The organism is Bradyrhizobium sp. LjRoot220 (assembly GCF_964252915.1).
Taxonomy (GTDB): domain Bacteria; phylum Pseudomonadota; class Alphaproteobacteria; order Rhizobiales; family Xanthobacteraceae; genus Bradyrhizobium.
In genome coordinates this window covers 456,087-473,100 of the sequence record NZ_CAXUPS020000003.1, presented here as the reverse complement: position 1 = coordinate 473,100, position 17,014 = coordinate 456,087, and the positions used below count along the sequence as shown (strand labels likewise).

20 protein-coding genes are annotated in these 17,014 nt (G+C 62.3%); 12 read left to right on the top strand and 8 right to left on the bottom strand.

Annotated elements, in window-relative coordinates; translation table 11 throughout:
• Position 1: 1 nt before the first annotated feature.
• Positions 2 to 880 (top strand): DMT family transporter, encoded by an 879-nt coding sequence (locus ACSQ84_RS16375; protein ID WP_436212716.1) that lies wholly within the window; start codon positions 2 to 4, stop codon positions 878 to 880.
• Between the two features lie 67 nt (positions 881 to 947).
• Here ACSQ84_RS16375 and ACSQ84_RS16370 read toward each other — a convergent pair whose 3' ends face one another.
• Positions 948 to 1,931 (bottom strand): Bug family tripartite tricarboxylate transporter substrate binding protein, encoded by a 984-nt coding sequence (locus ACSQ84_RS16370; RefSeq protein WP_436212715.1) that lies wholly within the window; start codon positions 1,929 to 1,931, stop codon positions 948 to 950.
• Between the two features lie 50 nt (positions 1,932 to 1,981).
• Between ACSQ84_RS16370 and ACSQ84_RS16365 the strand changes: the two genes are divergently transcribed.
• On the top strand, positions 1,982 to 3,679 hold the full coding sequence (locus tag ACSQ84_RS16365) for an FAD-dependent oxidoreductase (RefSeq protein ID WP_436212714.1): 1,698 nt from the start codon (positions 1,982 to 1,984) through the stop codon (positions 3,677 to 3,679).
• Positions 3,680 to 3,718: 39 nt separating this feature from the next.
• Here ACSQ84_RS16365 and ACSQ84_RS16360 read toward each other — a convergent pair whose 3' ends face one another.
• Positions 3,719 to 4,999, bottom strand: a complete 1,281-nt coding sequence (locus ACSQ84_RS16360; RefSeq protein WP_436212713.1) for an amidohydrolase family protein — start codon at positions 4,997 to 4,999, stop codon at positions 3,719 to 3,721.
• A 492-nt stretch (positions 5,000 to 5,491) separates the two neighbouring features.
• Between ACSQ84_RS16360 and ACSQ84_RS16355 the strand changes: the two genes are divergently transcribed.
• Positions 5,492 to 5,719 (top strand): hypothetical protein, encoded by a 228-nt coding sequence (locus ACSQ84_RS16355; protein WP_436212712.1) that lies wholly within the window; start codon positions 5,492 to 5,494, stop codon positions 5,717 to 5,719.
• Between the two features lie 69 nt (positions 5,720 to 5,788).
• On the opposite strand, the gene ACSQ84_RS16350 is transcribed toward ACSQ84_RS16355, so the two are convergent.
• Together ACSQ84_RS16350 and ACSQ84_RS16345 are read right to left on the bottom strand one after the other, a co-directional pair.
• Entirely contained in the window at positions 5,789 to 6,961 is a 1,173-nt protein-coding gene (locus ACSQ84_RS16350; protein ID WP_436212711.1) for a thiolase family protein, read from the bottom strand.
• A 99-nt stretch (positions 6,962 to 7,060) separates the two neighbouring features.
• Complete coding sequence (locus ACSQ84_RS16345; RefSeq protein WP_436212710.1) at positions 7,061 to 7,879, bottom strand: aldo/keto reductase; 819 nt, start codon at positions 7,877 to 7,879, stop codon at positions 7,061 to 7,063.
• Between the two features lie 150 nt (positions 7,880 to 8,029).
• Here ACSQ84_RS16345 and ACSQ84_RS16340 point away from each other — a divergent pair, with 150 nt between their 5' ends.
• Positions 8,030 to 8,158, top strand: coding sequence for a hypothetical protein (locus tag ACSQ84_RS16340; protein WP_436212709.1), 129 nt, complete (start codon positions 8,030 to 8,032; stop codon positions 8,156 to 8,158).
• 16 nt (positions 8,159 to 8,174) lie between these two features.
• On the opposite strand, the gene ACSQ84_RS16335 is transcribed toward ACSQ84_RS16340, so the two are convergent.
• Both ACSQ84_RS16335 and ACSQ84_RS16330 read right to left on the bottom strand, forming a co-directional pair.
• Entirely contained in the window at positions 8,175 to 8,609 is a 435-nt protein-coding gene (locus ACSQ84_RS16335) for a hypothetical protein (protein WP_436212708.1), read from the bottom strand.
• 93 nt (positions 8,610 to 8,702) lie between these two features.
• Positions 8,703 to 8,966 carry a DUF6537 domain-containing protein gene (locus ACSQ84_RS16330; RefSeq protein ID WP_436213095.1) on the bottom strand — a complete coding sequence of 88 codons (264 nt, stop codon included), beginning with the start codon at positions 8,964 to 8,966 and terminating at the stop codon, positions 8,703 to 8,705.
• A 119-nt stretch (positions 8,967 to 9,085) separates the two neighbouring features.
• Between ACSQ84_RS16330 and ACSQ84_RS16325 the strand changes: the two genes are divergently transcribed.
• From ACSQ84_RS16325 to ACSQ84_RS16310, 4 genes are all read left to right on the top strand, one after another.
• The gene (locus tag ACSQ84_RS16325; RefSeq protein ID WP_436212707.1) at positions 9,086 to 10,030 is read left to right on the top strand and encodes a hypothetical protein; all 945 of its coding nucleotides are present in this window, start codon (positions 9,086 to 9,088) and stop codon (positions 10,028 to 10,030) included.
• 42 nt (positions 10,031 to 10,072) lie between these two features.
• Positions 10,073 to 10,627 (top strand): carboxymuconolactone decarboxylase family protein, encoded by a 555-nt coding sequence (locus ACSQ84_RS16320; RefSeq protein ID WP_436212706.1) that lies wholly within the window; start codon positions 10,073 to 10,075, stop codon positions 10,625 to 10,627.
• A 1-nt stretch (position 10,628) separates the two neighbouring features.
• Positions 10,629 to 11,429 carry an SDR family NAD(P)-dependent oxidoreductase gene (locus tag ACSQ84_RS16315; protein ID WP_436212705.1) on the top strand — a complete coding sequence of 267 codons (801 nt, stop codon included), beginning with the start codon at positions 10,629 to 10,631 and terminating at the stop codon, positions 11,427 to 11,429.
• Positions 11,430 to 11,610: 181 nt separating this feature from the next.
• On the top strand, positions 11,611 to 11,835 hold the full coding sequence (locus tag ACSQ84_RS16310; protein ID WP_436212704.1) for a hypothetical protein: 225 nt from the start codon (positions 11,611 to 11,613) through the stop codon (positions 11,833 to 11,835).
• Positions 11,836 to 11,928: 93 nt separating this feature from the next.
• Here ACSQ84_RS16310 and hemC read toward each other — a convergent pair whose 3' ends face one another.
• Positions 11,929 to 12,918, bottom strand: coding sequence for a hydroxymethylbilane synthase (hemC, locus tag ACSQ84_RS16305; RefSeq protein ID WP_436212703.1), 990 nt, complete (start codon positions 12,916 to 12,918; stop codon positions 11,929 to 11,931).
• 258 nt (positions 12,919 to 13,176) lie between these two features.
• Here hemC and ACSQ84_RS16300 point away from each other — a divergent pair, with 258 nt between their 5' ends.
• From ACSQ84_RS16300 to ACSQ84_RS16285, 4 genes are all read left to right on the top strand, one after another.
• Entirely contained in the window at positions 13,177 to 14,424 is a 1,248-nt protein-coding gene (locus ACSQ84_RS16300; RefSeq protein WP_436212702.1) for a multidrug effflux MFS transporter, read from the top strand.
• Positions 14,425 to 14,575: 151 nt separating this feature from the next.
• Positions 14,576 to 14,905 (top strand): hypothetical protein, encoded by a 330-nt coding sequence (locus ACSQ84_RS16295; protein ID WP_436212701.1) that lies wholly within the window; start codon positions 14,576 to 14,578, stop codon positions 14,903 to 14,905.
• A gap of 231 nt (positions 14,906 to 15,136) precedes the next feature.
• Complete coding sequence (locus tag ACSQ84_RS16290) at positions 15,137 to 15,811, top strand: hypothetical protein (RefSeq protein WP_436212700.1); 675 nt, start codon at positions 15,137 to 15,139, stop codon at positions 15,809 to 15,811.
• A 44-nt stretch (positions 15,812 to 15,855) separates the two neighbouring features.
• On the top strand, positions 15,856 to 16,110 hold the full coding sequence (locus tag ACSQ84_RS16285; RefSeq protein WP_436212699.1) for a hypothetical protein: 255 nt from the start codon (positions 15,856 to 15,858) through the stop codon (positions 16,108 to 16,110).
• A 16-nt stretch (positions 16,111 to 16,126) separates the two neighbouring features.
• Here the strand turns inward: ACSQ84_RS16285 and ACSQ84_RS16280 are convergent, their stop codons facing one another.
• On the bottom strand, positions 16,127 to 17,002 hold the full coding sequence (locus ACSQ84_RS16280) for an alpha/beta fold hydrolase (RefSeq protein ID WP_436212698.1): 876 nt from the start codon (positions 17,000 to 17,002) through the stop codon (positions 16,127 to 16,129).
• Positions 17,003 to 17,014: the final 12 nt, after the last annotated feature.

Genomic DNA, 17,014 nt, shown 5'->3' with positions numbered 1-17,014 from the left:
GGTGACCGGCGCCGCCTCCCAGCATCGCCTCGGCATTGCCCTCGTCATCGCCGCCGCCATCGCGTGGAGCACGGCGCCGTTCTTCACGCGGCTGCTTCCCTATGATTCCTGGACCATCCTGTTCTGGCGGGGGCTGTTCGGTGGCGGCCTGATCGCAGCCATGATGGTGTTGCTGCAAGGTCGCGCCGGCTTGCACGAGCTGACCAGGATGGGGAAAAGCGGCTGGCTCGTCGCGGCGTATTCGACAGCCGCCATGATCGCCTTCATCCCCTCCCTGCAACTGACCAGCGTATCCAACGTCGCCATTATTATCGCAACGGGGCCGTTCCTCGCCGCCGCCCTCGCATGGGTATGGCTGCGCGAAATCCCCCGATTGCGAACCATGCTGGCGAGCGTCGTGGCACTCTGCGGTGTCGCCATCATCCTGGGCAACGCACGCGCCGGCGCCGATATGCTCGGAATCGCGCTGGCCTGCTTCATGGCGCTGGCGATCGCCGCAATGACTGTGATGGTGCGGCGGCACAAGGATACATCGATGGTCGCTGCGGCCGCGATCTCGAACATCCTGGGAAGCGTCGTCAGCATTCCCTTTGCTCACGGCCTGTTCAGCGTCAGCGGATTCGACCTGCTTATCCTTGCGATGTTCGGATTCTTCCAGGTCGCCATCGGCCTCACGCTGTTTTTCATCGGCTCGCGCTTTCTGCCATCCAGCCAGGCTGCCCTGATCTCGACGCTGGAGACGCCGCTGATGCCGTTTTGGGTCTGGCTGGCGTTTGCCGAGGTTCCCGGGCTCCGCGTTCTCATCGGCGGCGCCCTGGTGATGGGCGCCGTCATTGCCGATATCATCGGCAACAGCCGCGAGCAAAAGCCATCAGCCTGATCTCGCAGCTATCGCAGGAGGGAAAATACCTGCCGAGCGGCTCTCCAGCATGAACCACCGCGGCGCCCTATTCGCCTTTGAGCCCGAAAGCTGTGATCAGCGCACCCCATTTTGTGCCTTCCGCACGAATGAATTTTGCAAAGTCTTCCGATGATGACGGCGCAGGTTCGGCACCGAGGACGCGGATTTTCTCGATCGCTGCGGGGTCCTTCAATGCCTTCACGAACGCCGCGTTCAGCCGGCGGACGATGTCGGGCGGAGTACCGGCAGGCGCGACGACGCCAAACCAGCCCACGGATTCGAATCCGTTGAGACCCATCTCGGAAAGCGGCGGAACGTCGGGGAGGAAGACAACCCGTTTGGCCGCGGAGACGCCAAGCGCCTTCAGCTTTCCGTCCCGGATCAATTGCTGGGACGCAGGAATATCCAGTACAGCCAGCGGTATATGGCCGGCGAGAACGTCCACCGCGGCCGGTGCAGTGCCACGATAGGCGACCAGCGGAATGCTCACACCGGCTTTTTGGTTGAACAGTACCGACGTCAGATGCATGGCGGTGCCGTTACCGCCATGGCCGATCGACAGGTCGGGACGCGCCCTGGCCGCCGCAACGACCTCCGCAACCGAGGAAAGGTTTGATTTCTGCGACGCCACCAGCACGAACGGAATCTCGGCAAGCAACGTGATGGGGACCAGATCTTTTGCCGGGTCAAACGACATCGCGGCACGGTTGAGATGCGGATTGACCGTCAGCACGCCCGCAGCGGCAACGCCGATCATGTATCCGTCCGGAGCGGCCTGGGCGACGGCTCCAATTCCAATGTTGCCGCCGGCTCCCGCCCGGTTCTCGATCACGATCGGCTGACGCAGATCCTCCGAAAGCAGCGGCTGTAGCGCGCGGATCACGATATCGCTGCTGCCACCGGGCGGAAACGTCACGATGATCTTGATCGGCTGATCGGGATAAGCATGCGCGCCATCGGGCGCAAACAACAACTGACCCAGCAGCAAGGAAAGTACGCAAAGAGCTATTTTCCGAACCGACTGAAACATCTATTCTCTTCCATCAACTCCAGAAGATGCGAACGAGCCGAGCGTCAATTATGCACGATCATCCCGCCGCGACAAGCAAGTCAATCAAGACAAGTGTGCTGATCGTCGGGGCCGGTCCCGTCGGCCTGACGCTGGCGATGGATCTGGCGCTCCGTGGCATTGCTACCGCCATCGTCGAAGTCAGGAGCGCCGGCGAGCCGCCGAGTGTAAAATGCAATCACGTGTCGTCGCGATCGATGGAGATCTTCCGCCGTCTAGGGGTAGCACCGACGCTGCGCAATGCCGGCCTGCCCGCGGACTATCCGAACGACTGCGCTTACCGTACCACGACAACCGGCATGGAACTATCGCGCATCCCCATTCCGTGCCGTCGCGACCGCTATACCACGACGGAAGGACCCGATACCGGTTGGCCGACCGCGGAGCCTCCGCACCGGATCAATCAGATTTACATGGAGCCGGCGCTGTTCGCTCATGCACAAGGCATCGAAGGCCTGAAGGTTCTGAATCGGGTCGCATTCGAGGATTTCAAGGAAGAGCATAACGGCATTGTCGCGACGGCACGCGATCTCGATGCCGACACGACTTTTCAGATCGAAGCCGAATTCATCGTCGGTTGCGACGGCGCCCGCTCCCTTGTCCGCAAGGCGATCGATGCGACGTTGCAAGGCACGCCCATCATTCAGCGTGTCCAGTCGACCTACGTCCACGCGCCCGGATTGATCGAGCTGATGGGCAAACCCGCCTGGATGACACTCTCGCTCAATCCGCGGCGTTGCGGGACTGTCGTTGCCATCGACGGTCGCGAAAAATGGCTAATTCACAACCATCTCAATCGCGAAGACGAAACTTTCGAATCGGTCGATCGCGATATATCGATCCGCGCGATCCTGGGCGTCGGAGCCGATTTCAAATATGAAATCCTGTCCAGGGAGGACTGGGTCGGCCGACGACTGGTCGCCGACAAGTTTCGGAAAGGACGCGCATTCATTTGCGGCGATGCCGCGCATCTTTGGATGCCCTATGCCGGCTATGGCATGAATGCCGGCATCGCCGACGCCACCAACCTGGCATGGCTGCTGGCCGCCTATCTGCAGGGATGGGCGGACCCGGCCATCCTCGACGCGTATGAAGCCGAGAGGCTGCCTATTACCGAGCAGGTGTCGCGCTTCGCCATGGACATGGCCGGCAAGGTTCTCGGCCAGCGCCGAACCGTCCCGGATGAAATCGAGCAGCCGGGTGCCGAGGGCGATGCGATTCGCAGGCGGGTTGGGCAAGCAGCCTACGATCTGAACGTCCAGCAGTACTGCTGTGGCGGCCTCAACTTCGGCTACTTCTACGATCGCTCGCCCATCATCGCCTACGACGGCGCCGAACCGCCAGCCTATACGATGGCCGACTTCACGCCGTCGACCGTACCCGGCTGCCGTGTACCCTTCTCATACCTGCCGGACGGACGCCCGGTCTACGACGCCTTCGGACCGGGCTATACCCTGCTGCGCCTCGATCCGGAAACGACGGTTGCGCCGTTCATCAAGGCGATGCGCGACGGCGGGATTCCGATCGAGGTGGTGGACCTGCAAGCCGGCGATTCAGAGCATCCCTACGATCGCAAGCTGATCGTTGTCCGGACAGATCAGCATGTGGCATGGCGCGGAGATGCCATTCCCGATCGTCCAGAGCATCTCGTAGATATTTTGCGCGGCCGAACAGGCGACGGTCAGCAGTCGCCCGAAAGACAGAGTTGAACGCCGGCACATTGGTCGCCGACGTAATGGAAGCGGGCGCTACCGCACCGCGAACGGCGCCGGATAGGGCCGGCCGAACGGCACGCCGTTAATCACGGTCTGCACCGGTTTCAGCAACAGCTTGCCCTCGCGCTTGTTGTTGCGGGTGTCGACGAACGAGACCTGCGCCTCCATCAATTCCATGATCGCGACGTCGGCGGGCGCGCCGATCTGCAGCGTGCCGATCTTCGGCGCGCGGTTGATGATCTTGGCCGGCGCCGAGGTTGCCATCGCCACCACCTGCTCCACCGTAAATCCCAGCGGAATGAACTTGCTCATCACGTTCGGCAGATACGGCATGCCGGGCGAATTGCCGGAGAACACGTGGATGTCGGATGAGATCGTATCGGGCGGACAACCGCCTGCGATCGCGGGCTCCGCCACCGTGAAATCGAAACTGCCGCCGCCATGGCCGACGTCGAACATCACGCCGCGCTGTTTGGCGGCAAGCGCCGCCGGCAGGAGCTTGCCGTCCTGCACGATGTTGGTGAAGACGCCGCCGATGTTCGGCGCGCCGGAATAGGCGTGGGTCAGGACGTCGCCCGGCCGCATCAGATCGAGAATCTGCGACATCAACTCCTTGGTCTCGACGCCGCCGATATGCACCATCATCTTGGCCGGCCAGCCGCACATCTCGCAGGCTTTTATGCTTCGCTTCAGTGGTTCGAGGCCGTGCTTGGCGATGACATTCTCCGACATCCGGACTTTGACGCCGAGCAGGAAATCCGGATTCTCGGCCAGCGCCCGGGTGCAGGCGTCGAGCTGCGCGTGGTCGATATTGTAGAGTTCGGCGACCGGGAAGCCCGACAGGCCGTGATTGGCGATATGCACGAATGCGTAAATCCGCGCGCGCGATTGCGCGGCGATGTAGCGACGCAGCGCGGCGAGATTGTTGACGCCGGCGTCCCCTGCCGACACCACGGTGGTGGTTGCCTGGGCCTGCACCAATTCGTCGGCGGGAATGCCGATCGCCGAACCATACGGGTAGACGTGGGAGTGCAGGTCGATCAGCCCCGGCGTCACCAGTTTGCCGGTGGCGTCGATGGTCCTCGCGGCGCGCGCGGCCGGAATGTCGGCTTCGACCGCCTCGATCACGCCCCAGCGAATGCCGATGTCACGCTTGCCCCGCAGCGACTGGCTGGGATCGAGTACATCGCCGCCCCTGATCACGAGGTCGAACTTGTCGTTCGGTCCCATCGCCGCATGGGCGCGCCCGGACATGGCGGCAACGGCGGCTGATCCGGTCAGACTCAGAAAATCACGGCGTGAAAACCCGCTCATGGCATCGCTCCCCCATATGATTTTATGACGCGATGATGCGCCGGGACCCGGATTTCCGCAAGCCGGCGCGTGCCCACGATCCGCCCACACAGGTAGGAATGACTGGCCACCGGGCGGTCGGTGGGATCGTGGCGTGGCCGCATGGTTCGCCCGGCGATGCGTAGCATCGTCCCGAGACGCACGGTCTTGCCGCGCTCCTCACCATGAGGGTCCAGACCTGATCCATGAGCTCTCATCCCCGGACGAACGCAATTGCGTTCGCTCGGGAGAAGCCGCCAACGGGCCCGCGCGAAGCGCGGCCCGATGACAGGCTCCGCGTCGTCTCGACGGATGAAGCCATTCCATTAAAGAAGTTCACTCATGCGCGGAACCAACACGCGCATTGCATCTACCGATCGTTGCTGAACAGACATTCAGAATTCTCTTCAAGTTCCCCCGGAACGTTCGTGTCACCGCAATGTTACATCCCGCTCAATGAGGAGAAGAGAAGCAATGAAGAAGTTTGGATATGTGTTGGCTGCGCTAGGGGCGATCATCATCGCGGCGCCGTCGATTGCAAGCGCTCAGACTGTTGTGATCAAGCGTGGCGGTTATCACAGCGGCCATCACTACGGTCATGGTGCGCGGGCCGAATACCGCGGGCATCGTGGCCGCGGCTACCATCGCGGATACGGGCATCGCAACAAAACCGTGATCATCAAGAGGCACCGTTACTATTGATGCCTCAACGGAAAATGGCTCCTCGCGGAGCCATTTTCTTTGTTCGCATGAGTAGCTGGTTTCTTTAGCTCAGCTGTAGATTTCGAACAGGCCTGCGCCGCCCTGGCCGCCACCGATGCACATGGTGACGACGCCCCACTTGGCCTTGCGGCGACGGCCCTCCTGCAGGATGTGGCCGGTGAGCCGCGCGCCGGTCATGCCGAAGGGATGACCGATCGCGATCGAACCGCCATTGACGTTGTACTTCTCGGGATCGATGCCGAGCTTGTCGCGCGAATACAGACACTGGCTGGCAAAGGCTTCGTTCAGTTCCCAGAGGTCGATGTCGTCGATCTTGAGGCCATGGCGCTTCAACAGCTTCGGCACCGCGAAGATCGGGCCGATGCCCATTTCGTCCGGCTCGCAGCCCGCCGCCGCCCAGGCGACGAAGCGGCCGAGCGGCTGCAGGCCGCGCTTTTCGGCATCCTTGGCTTCCATCAGCACCACCGCCGCCGCACCATCCGAAAGCTGGCTGGCATTGCCGGCGGTGACGTATTTGCCGGCACCCTTGACCGGCTCGAGCTTGGCGAGGCCTTCCATGGTGGTTTCGGGGCGGTTGCACTCGTCGCGATCGACGACGTAGTCGACAATGCTTTCCGCCTTGGTCGCCTTGTCGACCACCTTCATTTTGGTCTTCATCGGGACGATTTCGTCCTTGAACTTGTTGGCCTGCTGGGCGGCGGCCATGCGGCGCTGCGATTCCAGCGAATATTCGTCCTGGTATTCGCGGCTGAGCTTGTAGCGCTCGGCGACGATGTCGGCGGTGTCGATCATCGCCATGAAGATGTCAGGCGCGGTCTTCAAGAGATCCGGATCGATCGATTCCTTGGGCGCGCCGCCACCGGGGATCGAGATGCTTTCAACGCCGCCAGCCACGATGCAATCGGCGCCGTCCGAACGGATCGAGTTGGCGGCCATCGCGATGGTCTGCAGTCCCGACGAACAGAAGCGGTTGACCGAAACGCCGCCGGTCGACTTCGGCATGCCGGCAAGCAGCGCCGCCTGGCGGCCGATATTGGGCGCGCCGTGCGCGCAATTGCCGAGATAGCAGTCCTCGACGTAATCCTTCTCGACGCCGGCGCGCTCGACAGCGTGCTTGATGGCGTGGGCCGCCATCGACATCGGAGGGGTGATATTGAACCCGCCGCGGCCGGACTTCGCCAGCCCGGTACGTGCATAGGAAACGATAACAGCTTCACGCATTTTTAGACCTCCCTTTGATGCCACCCAGTATGGACTGGACCTCAGCCCGTGTGTAGCGAAAACCCTGAATTCCGGCAGACGGAAAAGAAGGAATCGCCCTCAATCCCACGCCGGCCCGAACGCGGGATTTACACAGCGCTTGTGTTTCGGCAAGGCCGCGATTGCCTTTCGATCGTCGTCATCAAGCCGCAGCTTCAGCGCGTCGAGGTTGACCTTTTGACTTTCGGCGCGCGAGGCCTTCGGGATGGCGGCGACGCCGTCCTGATCGAGCAGCCATTTCAGCGCGACCTGTGCGGCTGTTGCGTCATGCTTGCGTCCGATCGCCATCAAGACCTCTTCCGACGCAACGCCGCCCTTTGCCAGCGGGCAATAGGCCACCAAGGGTATCGATTTGGCGGTGAGGTATTGGCGCAGCTTCGTCTGATCCAGCATCACGTGATATTCGACCTGGTTGCAGGCGATCGGCGCCTTGATGTCTTCGACGACGGTCTTGAGCAGCGCGATATTGAAATTGGCGACCCCAATGGCGCGGGTGCGGCCCTCCTGCTGCAGCTTCATCAAGGTCTCGAACATCGCCGGCAGGTTCATGTTCGGCGCCGGCCAGTGCACCAGATAGAGATCGACCTGATCGAGCCGCAGCTTTTTTAAGGAAGCATCGAACGCGCGGCGGATTGCCTCCGGCGCCAGGTTTTCGTTCCAGACCTTGGTGGTGACGTGCAGGTCCTTGCGCGCGACACGCAAGGCCGCGATCGCCGCTCCGATCGCCTCCTCATTGCCGTACATTTCCGCGGTATCGAGATGGCGGTAACCGAGCGCCAGCGCGCTTTCGACCGCCGCGCGGCAGGCATCGCCCTGCATGCGGAAGGTGCCAAGCCCAAGCCTGGGCAGGGCAATGCCCTGCGTTTGCAGATTTTCCATTGAATGCTCCCGAAGACTCAAATGGCCGCGGCCGAGACGAAAGCCGCATGGACGGCAACTGATTGCGCAGGATAGATCGCCAGGAATAGATCGCTATGAATAGTCTGCCCGCAAGGCGATGGGCAAATCAAGATCGGGTTGGGAACAGCGATGGGCAACGCATTGCAACGATGGCTGGATGCGCATCAATTGCCGGCGATCGCCGCCGCCGTACTCGGCGTGATCACGACGCTCTCGGTGCTGATCGTGGTGGGCGGCTATCTCTTGATGAAGCCCTGAACGGCCGCGATCGCTTCTATCGCTGCCAGTTGCAGATGCCGCCGGACTTGCACGGCCAGGTCTGAATCCGCGTATCCCGCGCCTGCGCATCGAGCGGATTGCCGCGCCGCTTCGCCAGCTTGGCGCGCGCTGCGGCGCGCGGCGGTTCAGCGCGGGGCTTCTCGGCGCTGGGCTTTTCGGCGCGAGATCTGGCGACATGCGCCTTGCGCGGCGGCAGCTTGGGCCATACCGACGCGTCCAAATCCGCCTCGGCGTCATCCGCATCCGACCTCGCCTCGATCCGGACCGGACCGAATTGCGTCTCCGGCCCAATCCGCTTCGGCGAGAGCACGGCCTTGGGCAAATCGAGCTTGAGGAACTCACCGGGACGATATTCGGCCGCCGCCGCAGGGCCGGCCGACGCCAAAAGCCCAGTGCAAACAGCGGCAATAAAAGCGCTTTTCAGGACCATCAAGGGCCTCCGAAATGACTCAAAAACGATAACAGCGATCATGTAGGGAGCCGGCCGGCCTTTGCCAGCCGGTATTTTTGGCAAGGTTACCCGCTAACTACGCCGCCCGCAAAAAAATCCGCGGCCGGTTGCCGGGAACCTATTCCGCGGCCTGTGCGACCGGTTGTCCCATGGTCCCTCCAACCGGGCGCATTCCTGGCGGTAGCGCGCGACATTGGCCTCCTTGATGTGGCCGTAGCCGCGCACGAGGTCGGCCGATTTCGCCAGCGCCACCAGCCGCGGCCAATCCTGCGGTTTTGCGGTGTCGAGGTGACGGAAGATCATGTCAGAAAATTCTCCCGGCAGCGCCCGCTCCATCCGCCGCTCTGTCGTGTATCCGAACGGATCGAAGGCGGCGATGTGGACTTCAGTCGCACCCTTGCCGAAACCTGTCTTCTTTGAAACGCTGGCGGCAAACGGGAGAGGAAACTTACAGGATGACCGAAGCGGCATTCACGACCGAGATACTTGAGAACGGCGATGTGCTGGTCGGGCCGTGGCGACGCCCAAAGCAAATGCTGCAGGCGCAGGTCTACGACGCCCACGCCTCGATCCACGACGATGCCACCGCGCAGAAACTTGGCTTTCAGGGCGGCACGATCGAAGGCCCGACCCATTTCAGCCAGTTCGCGCCGTTGTGTGAACGGATCTGGGGCCAGGCCTGGTTCGAGACCGGCTGTCTCTCGGCGCATTATCGCAATCCCGCCTTCGAGGGCGAGGAAGTCCAGGCCAACATCGAAAAGCCGCAGCCGGGCCAGACCGTTTGCGCTGTTGGCATGACCAGACGCGACGGCACCGAGATTTTGCGCGGCACCGCGTCCGTCGGCGGCGATGGAACGGAGACGGCGCTGCACCGGCGGCTCGGCGAACTCAAGCCGCTCACCGAACCCGTGATTCTCGCCGACCTCAAGGTCGGCATGAAGACCGGCCGGCAAACCGTGAAAATGGATTTCGACCAGAACATGGGTGATCTCTATCCGTTTTCGCTGGCCGACAAACTGAAAGTCATCACCGAACCTTCCGCGTATTACTCGCAGGAACTCAATCCCTGGGGCCGGGCCATCATCCCCATGGAGATGCTGAGCGTGCTGTTTCAATACCGCGCGCGCGAGGACCGGTTGCCAATCCGCGGCCCCGCGGTCGGACTGTTCGCGGACCAGGAAATCCGCCTGCTGCGCGGGCCGCTGTTCGCCGGCGAGAATTACGTCACCGAGCGCGAGGTCGTTGCCCTGAGCGGCAGCCGCCGGACCGAGAGCATGTGGGTGCGGACCACGGTATTCGGCAACGACGATAGGCCGGTCGCGACCATGCTGCTCAATCTCGCGAGCATCAAGGATTCCTACGCCAACTACGCGAGCGAACACAAAGCGCTCTATGGCTGAGCCGGCGCCCGGCGATATTTGCCAGACAAGGAAAACAACAAGATGGCCCGCCTGCCCTATCTCGAAGCCGATCAGGTCGCCCCCGAATACCGCGACCTGCTCAAGCGCAACACCAATTTGCACAAACTGCTGGTCAACTCGCCCGACATGGCGCGCGCCTTCAACGAGATCGGCGGCTATATCCGTTTCAAGAGCAAGCTCGACCCGCGCCTGCGCGAGCTTGCGATCCTGCAGGTCGGCTGGATGGAGAAATCGGAATACGAATTCACCCACCACGTCAGGATCGGCAAGGAGTTCGGCGTCACCGACGACGACATCAAGGCGATGATGGCCGAGACCGAGGGAAGGCCTTCGAGCCTCGAACCGCTCGCGAAGGCGATCCTGCGCGGCGCCCGTGAGATGGTGCGCGAACTTGCGATGTCGGATGCGACGTTCGCCGAGATCAAGCAAAAACTCTCCGACGAGCACATGACCGATCTGGTGGTCACCATCGCGTTCTACTGCGCCGTGGTCCGCGTGCTGGCGACGATGAAGATGGACAACGAGCCCTATTACAAAGAGGTACTGCAACAGTACCCGATCCCGGGAGTGGAATGAAATGCGCTTGAAAGATCGTGTCGCCATCGTCGTCGGCGCCGGCCAGAGCCCCGGCGAAGGCATCGGCAACGGCCGCGCCACCGCGCTCACCTTCGCGCGCGAGGGCGCTCGCGTGCTGTGCGTCGATCATCATCTCGAATCCGCACAAGAGACCGTCGACATGATCGCCGCCAAGCAGGGCACGGCGGTCGCCTTCAAGGCCGACGTCACCAGAAATGCCGACGTCAAGGCCATGGTGGCGGACGCGCATGGACGCTGGGGCAGCATCGATATCCTGCACAACAATGTCGGCGTCAGTCTGTCCGGCGGCGACGCCGAGCTGCTCGACATCACCGAGGAGGCGTTCGACCGCTGCGTCGCGATCAACCTGAAGAGCTGCATCCTCGCCGCCAAGCATGTCATCCCGATCATGCGCCAGCAGAACAGCGGCGCCATCATCAACATCTCCTCGATGGCTGCGATCACGACCTATCCATACGTCGCCTACAAGGCGACCAAGTCGGCGATGATCGCCTTCACCGAACAGCTTGCCTATCAGAACGCGCAATACGGCATCCGCGCCAATGTCATCCTGCCCGGCTTGATGAACACGCCAATGGCGGTCGATACCCGCGCCCGCGAATTCAAGAAGACCCGCGCCGAGGTCGAAGCCGAGCGCGACAGCAAGGTGCCGCTGCGGCAGAAGATGGGCACCGGCTGGGACGTCGCCAACGCCGCGCTGTTTCTCGCCTCCGATGAGGCGAGTTTCATCACCGGCGTGACGTTGCCGGTCGATGGCGGCGCCAGTGTGCGGCGCGGTTAGGGATTGTGGCGCCTTTGATGCAACGCAACACGTCACGATTCGAGACAGTTGAAAGTTTCCAATGACACGATGATGTGACGGCGCATCATCGTACGTCCAAATCCTGACTCGTTGTGGTCGCACGAATTTCATGAGCGGCCGCTATCACGCGCCTTGTGAACGCGAGGAGTCCCTGGACGCCATGAACGATGAATTCGACTGCGAACTGACGCTCGCTCAGTGGGAAACCCTGAAGAATCTGCGCAACACCGCACCACAACCACGGCGAATGAATCGATTCACAATTGAAGGCCTGATCAGACTCGGACTCGTTGCCATGAACGGCGATGCGCCGGTCATCACATCGAGAGGCCGCAAGGTATTGGTCAGAGGTTCGTCGTGCTTGCTGCTCGACCTTGCGGCGTAATGCCGCTCACTGGCTTCTCGTCATCAGTTACCGGCTGAAGCGCGGCGCCGCGTCCCGCCAGGGACCGGCCGCACCGCGGCGGTCACCTAACAGTCAATGTTCATCCGGCCGGTTGCGCGCGATGATCTCGGCGGCGCCCTTGTCGAGCAGTTCCAGCCCGACGGCGCGGCCGAGTTCGTGGGGCCGGTCCGCCGCGGCCGTTCGCGACGCTTCGATGAAGCGCGCGCCGGTTTCGTCCAGCACCGCTGCTGTCAGCGTCATGTCGTTGCCGGAAATGGTCGCGTGACCCGCGATCGGCGAGTTGCAATGGCCGTTGAGCACCCACAGCACCTCGCGCTCGGCCTCGGCGCAGAGCCGCGAGGACTGGTTCTCGATCCTTGCGAGATACCCGCGCGTCGGCCAATCCTTTTCAACGCATTCGACCGCGACGATGCCCTGGCCTACCGACGGCAGCATTTCCGTAACGGAAAAATCATAGGCGATACGTGAAACCATGCCGATGCGTTCGAGGCCCGAACGCGCCATCACCAGCGCATCGGCCGGCCCGACCTCGCCGCCGTCGGGAAGCCGCTGCATGTCGCCGCGATCGAGTTTTGCAATCCTCGTGTCGGCGGCGCCGCGGTAATGGATCACGGTCACTTCCGGAAACAACCGGCGCAAATAGGCGGCGCGCCGCACCGCGTTGGTGCCGATCTTGAAGCCTTTGCCCCGTGCGGCCTTGAAGGTTTCCAGCGACAACCCCGGACGCAGCACAAGGGAATCGTTGGCGGCATCGCGCGGCAGCGTCGCGGCGATGACCAGGCCCGGCGTCTCCTCGTTGCCGGGCACGTCTTTCAACGAATGCATCGCGGCCTGCAATTGGCCGGCGTGCATGGCCTGGCGGATTTCGGCGACGAACGCGCCGCCCTTGCCGCCATGCCGCAGCAGCTTGCTGGTCTGGTCCTGGTCGCCGCGGGTTTCGAACTTGACGATCTCGACGCTCAGCCCCGGATTGGCGGCGCGCAGCAACCGCGCGACCTCATCGGTCTGCGCCAGCGCCATCGCGCTCTTGCGTGTGCCGATCCGTAAGGGGTGGTGTGACACGGGGTCTCCGTTTCGAGGCGGTCAATTGGTCGCGGGATTAAAGCAAAGGGAGCCGCAGAACAATCCGCCTTCGCTCTTCGAGCTGCGGCGTGACAAAGTCCGCCTCCTGGTCGTCCCGGCGGCGACAATCCGAATAAATCTGCCCGCTGGCGTGACCATACCGGCAACCTCATCCTTCCCCGACGGGCTGCCATCCCGGAATGGGCATTGTGCGCCGCAGCATGACGATTATATTCGCGGCCTGGATCGAGGTCGTAAGTGTCTGAAATCAATGCCAATGCCTGGGTTTCCTCAGGCCACCGCCCGATGGGCTTCCCCGAATTCGTCGTCATCATCGCCTCCATCATGGCGCTGAACCCGCTGGCGATGGACATGATGCTGCCGGCGCTGCCGAACATCCGCTCCGCGTTCCATCTCGCCGACGCCAACCGCCCGCAAATGGTGCTGTCGATTTTCCTGGTCGGCTTCGGCGTCGGGCAGTTCGTGATGGGGCCGCTGTCCGACCGCTTCGGCCGCCGGCCGGTGCTGCTCGGCGGCATGACCGTCTATTTCATCGCCAGCCTGCTGGCGATCGCCGCGCCCTCGTTCGAGACCTTATTGCTGGCGCGCGCGCTGCAGGGCCTCGGCACCTCGGCGACCCGCGTCATCGCCACCTCGATCGTGCGCGACTGCTACGCCGGCCGCCGCATGGCGAGCGTGATGTCGCTGGCGATGATGGTGTTCATCGCGGTGCCGGTCATCGCGCCGTCGTTCGGCCAGGCCGTGCTGCTGCTGACGCAATGGCGCGGCATCTTCATCGTGCTGATGGCCTATGGCATGGTGACGCTGATCTGGAGCGCGTGGCGCATGCCGGAGACGCTGCCCGTCCCGCTGCGCCGGTCACTTGCCGTCCGCGAAGTGCTCGACGCCTTCCGCCAGACCGTGACCAACCGCCAGACGCTGGGCTACGCGCTGGTCTCCGGCGGCGTCCTCGGCTCGCTGTTCGCTTTCGTGTTCACGTCGCAGCAGGTGTTCACCGACATCTACCAGCTCGGGCATTATTTCCCGATTGCCTTCGCAAGCATCGCGATCGGCACGGCGATTGCCGGCTTCGTCAACGCCCGCTTCGTCAACCGTCTCGGCATGCGCGTCATTTCACACGGTGCGTTGCTCGGCTATGTCGCCGTGTCCGGCATCATGCTGGCGGCGGTGAAATTGCAGGTGCTGCCGTTGCCGCTGTTCATGGCGCTGTCGGCGCTGATGATGTTTTCGTTCGGGCTGATGATCGCCAACTTCACCGCGCTGGCGATGGAGCCACAGGGCCACATCGCCGGCACCGCATCGTCGCTGTACGGATCGATCACCACCCTGCTCGGCATCGCCATCGGCACCACGATCGGCCAGGATTACGACGGCACGCTGCTGCCGTTCGCGACCGGATTCTTCCTCTGCACGCTGGCAGCGCTCGGCGTCGTGCTGGTGGTGGAAAAGGGCCGCCTGTTCAGGCCGCATCGCATCGCGGTGTAGCCGCGCCGTGTGGCGGCTGGCGGCGGCGCCTTTCAGAGTTAAGAATTCATGAACGGCCGACCGAATTCGAAAGGCTTAATTTAGGTTCATCAATTCAGAGCGGGTCAACCTCCGCACGCTACGCTCCTCGCCTCAACTCAGGGAGCCAGGCATGCCAGCAAAAACACGGGCCGCCGCGACCGACATGCGAGAAGACATCCTGAGCCCGGCCGCTCTTAGCGCCCTGAGTCCAGGTGTCATAAGTGCCATGGCTGCAGTAGGCGCCGCGGTGATCAAGATGCATAAGGCGGAAATGGCCAAGCGACCAGAATGGTTCTGGCACCTTTTCGCGAAGTGCGAGGCGAAGGCCGCACGCATCGCCGAGCAAGCCGCACATGGCCCTCATGCCTGCGGCGATGCGACGTTCATTGAAGTATACGCCAAGACCATGCCCACCCTGCTGTTGAAGGGACTGGAGACGGCGCACACGAGCAGGCACTAGAGCCTGCTCGGCCCTGTTTGAATCAGCCTAGCCGGTGGACCCAAGGCGATGGATCTCGCGGAGTTTAGCTTTCGCGCGACCCGCTGGCTCTAACCGTTCTCTCCGCTACTGCGGCCCCCCACGTGCCAAAACCGTCATGGGAGGCGCAGTCGCCGGGCTTCGCAAGCCATTGCGTCTTGTTGCTTTAAATTGCAGAGTTCAGCCCGCATTTCGGCTGGGGACATTTTTTTCATGCGCATTTGTTGGCGGGCCGCAGCCGCCGCCACATTCATGTTCTTTTCGATGCCTTCGGGCATATCGTTTGGCGACAAGATCGAGCGGCTTGAACCCGAGATCGACATGTTCGCGTCGATGACCGGCAAGTGCAGCACGTTAAAGGTGGCGGACAGCGACTTCGCCTGCACCACGGTGGCCTTTTCGCATAGCCCGGGGGGCCGATCCGGTTTCACCGTCCCTCTCAACGATCCCAATGATGATAGCCACATCATCACGTTTTCGGGCGAGAAGGCCAGGCGAGAGCAAGACAACAGATACGAGTTATCCATCGACCGGATGCTTCTGAAATCCAAGGACAGACCCAAGGTCGACGGCTTGCCGACGCCGGCTGTCGAACCGTCAATCGGCCTGTGCAAGCAGATCGGAAATTTTGCGGCACAACAGGTGTCCAGCATCGCTTGTTCGGCGGTCGACGCCAACGGGCGGAAGTACGAATTTCAGTTTGAGTCGGACGGCACGCCTATCAAGGTCAGGATGATACGGGTCGCTGATACAGCCGTGGAAGAGCGCCGCGTCAAGGCCGTCGCCGCGCATATCGGGCAACTCAGATGCCGGCAAAAGGCCGTCGTGCAAGGCATCCTGCCGCGGGACCGCACGGCGTTTATTCTTCAGTGCATGGAAGAAGATTAGGTAAGGCCATGAAGTTACGGTCAGGTGTTTGGGCCTTGCTTGGTTTGGCCATCGTCGTGTCCTCCGGCTACGCGCTCAATCGCGGGGTCCTGATCGGATCAAGAATAGACACTGCGCAACTGAGCGACGCCTATCCGGTGCCGTTCTACAAGAAACACTGCACATATTTGTTCTTCAACGGCGTCCAGCACGTATGGACGAGTTCCGAATCCACCAGGGCGGAGGCTGAAAGCAGCTCCTGTGCATCGCTGAAAAACGAACCGGTCATTCGCCGGCGCCGCAAGCCTTCCGACGCCTAGCGGTCGTCACAGGACGCTATTGAACATCGGCAAGAAACTTCTGAATCAACCCGAGCACTTCATCGGGCTTGTCGTGTTGCAGCCAGTGGCCGGCGCCGGCGATTTTAGCCAATTCAGCGTGCTTGAAATGCGACATCACACCGGCCTTCTCGGGATCGGGCAGGAAGCTTTCGCTGGCCGCGACCAGCAGCGTCGGGCATGCGATGCGCGACCACAATCCGATGTTGTCTTCGAGCGACAACCGATACGGCGCACGCGCGCGCAAATAGGGATCGTACTTCCAGCTGAAGCTGCCGTCCTCGTTGCGCTTCATGCCGTGGGTGGCCAGATGCATCGCCTGCGCACGCGTCAGCCGCGGGTTACGGCCGATGATCCGCTCGGCGCCATCGGCGATGGTCGGATAGCGGTGGATTTTCCGCTGCGCCAGCTTGTCGAGGTCACCGGCCCAATCCGATATCCTGACGTCGGCGGGCTTTGGGCGGCGCGCCGGAAAATTGGTCACGCCGTCGAGAACGACCAGCTTTGACACGCGTTCCGGAAACGCGCCGGCGTAAGTCAAACTGACCATGCCGCCCATCGAATGGCCGACGATCGCGACCTTTTCAAAACCTTCCGACTTCGCCAGACTGGTCAGGTCGTAGACGTGATCCGCAAGGCTATAACTGCTGCCGGTGGCCCAGCCGGAATCGCCATGGCCGCGCAGATCGGGAGCCACGACATGAAAATCCGCAGCCAACGCCTGCGCCAGATAATCCCAGCTGCGGGAGTGATCGAGGCCGCCATGCACCAGCAGCAACGGCGGCGCCGATGCGTTACCCCAATCCGTGAAATGAAGCTTGAGCCCCTGCGACTGAAAATAGCGCGACTGCGGCGCGTCCGATGCGATGTCCATCGGAGTTACTTA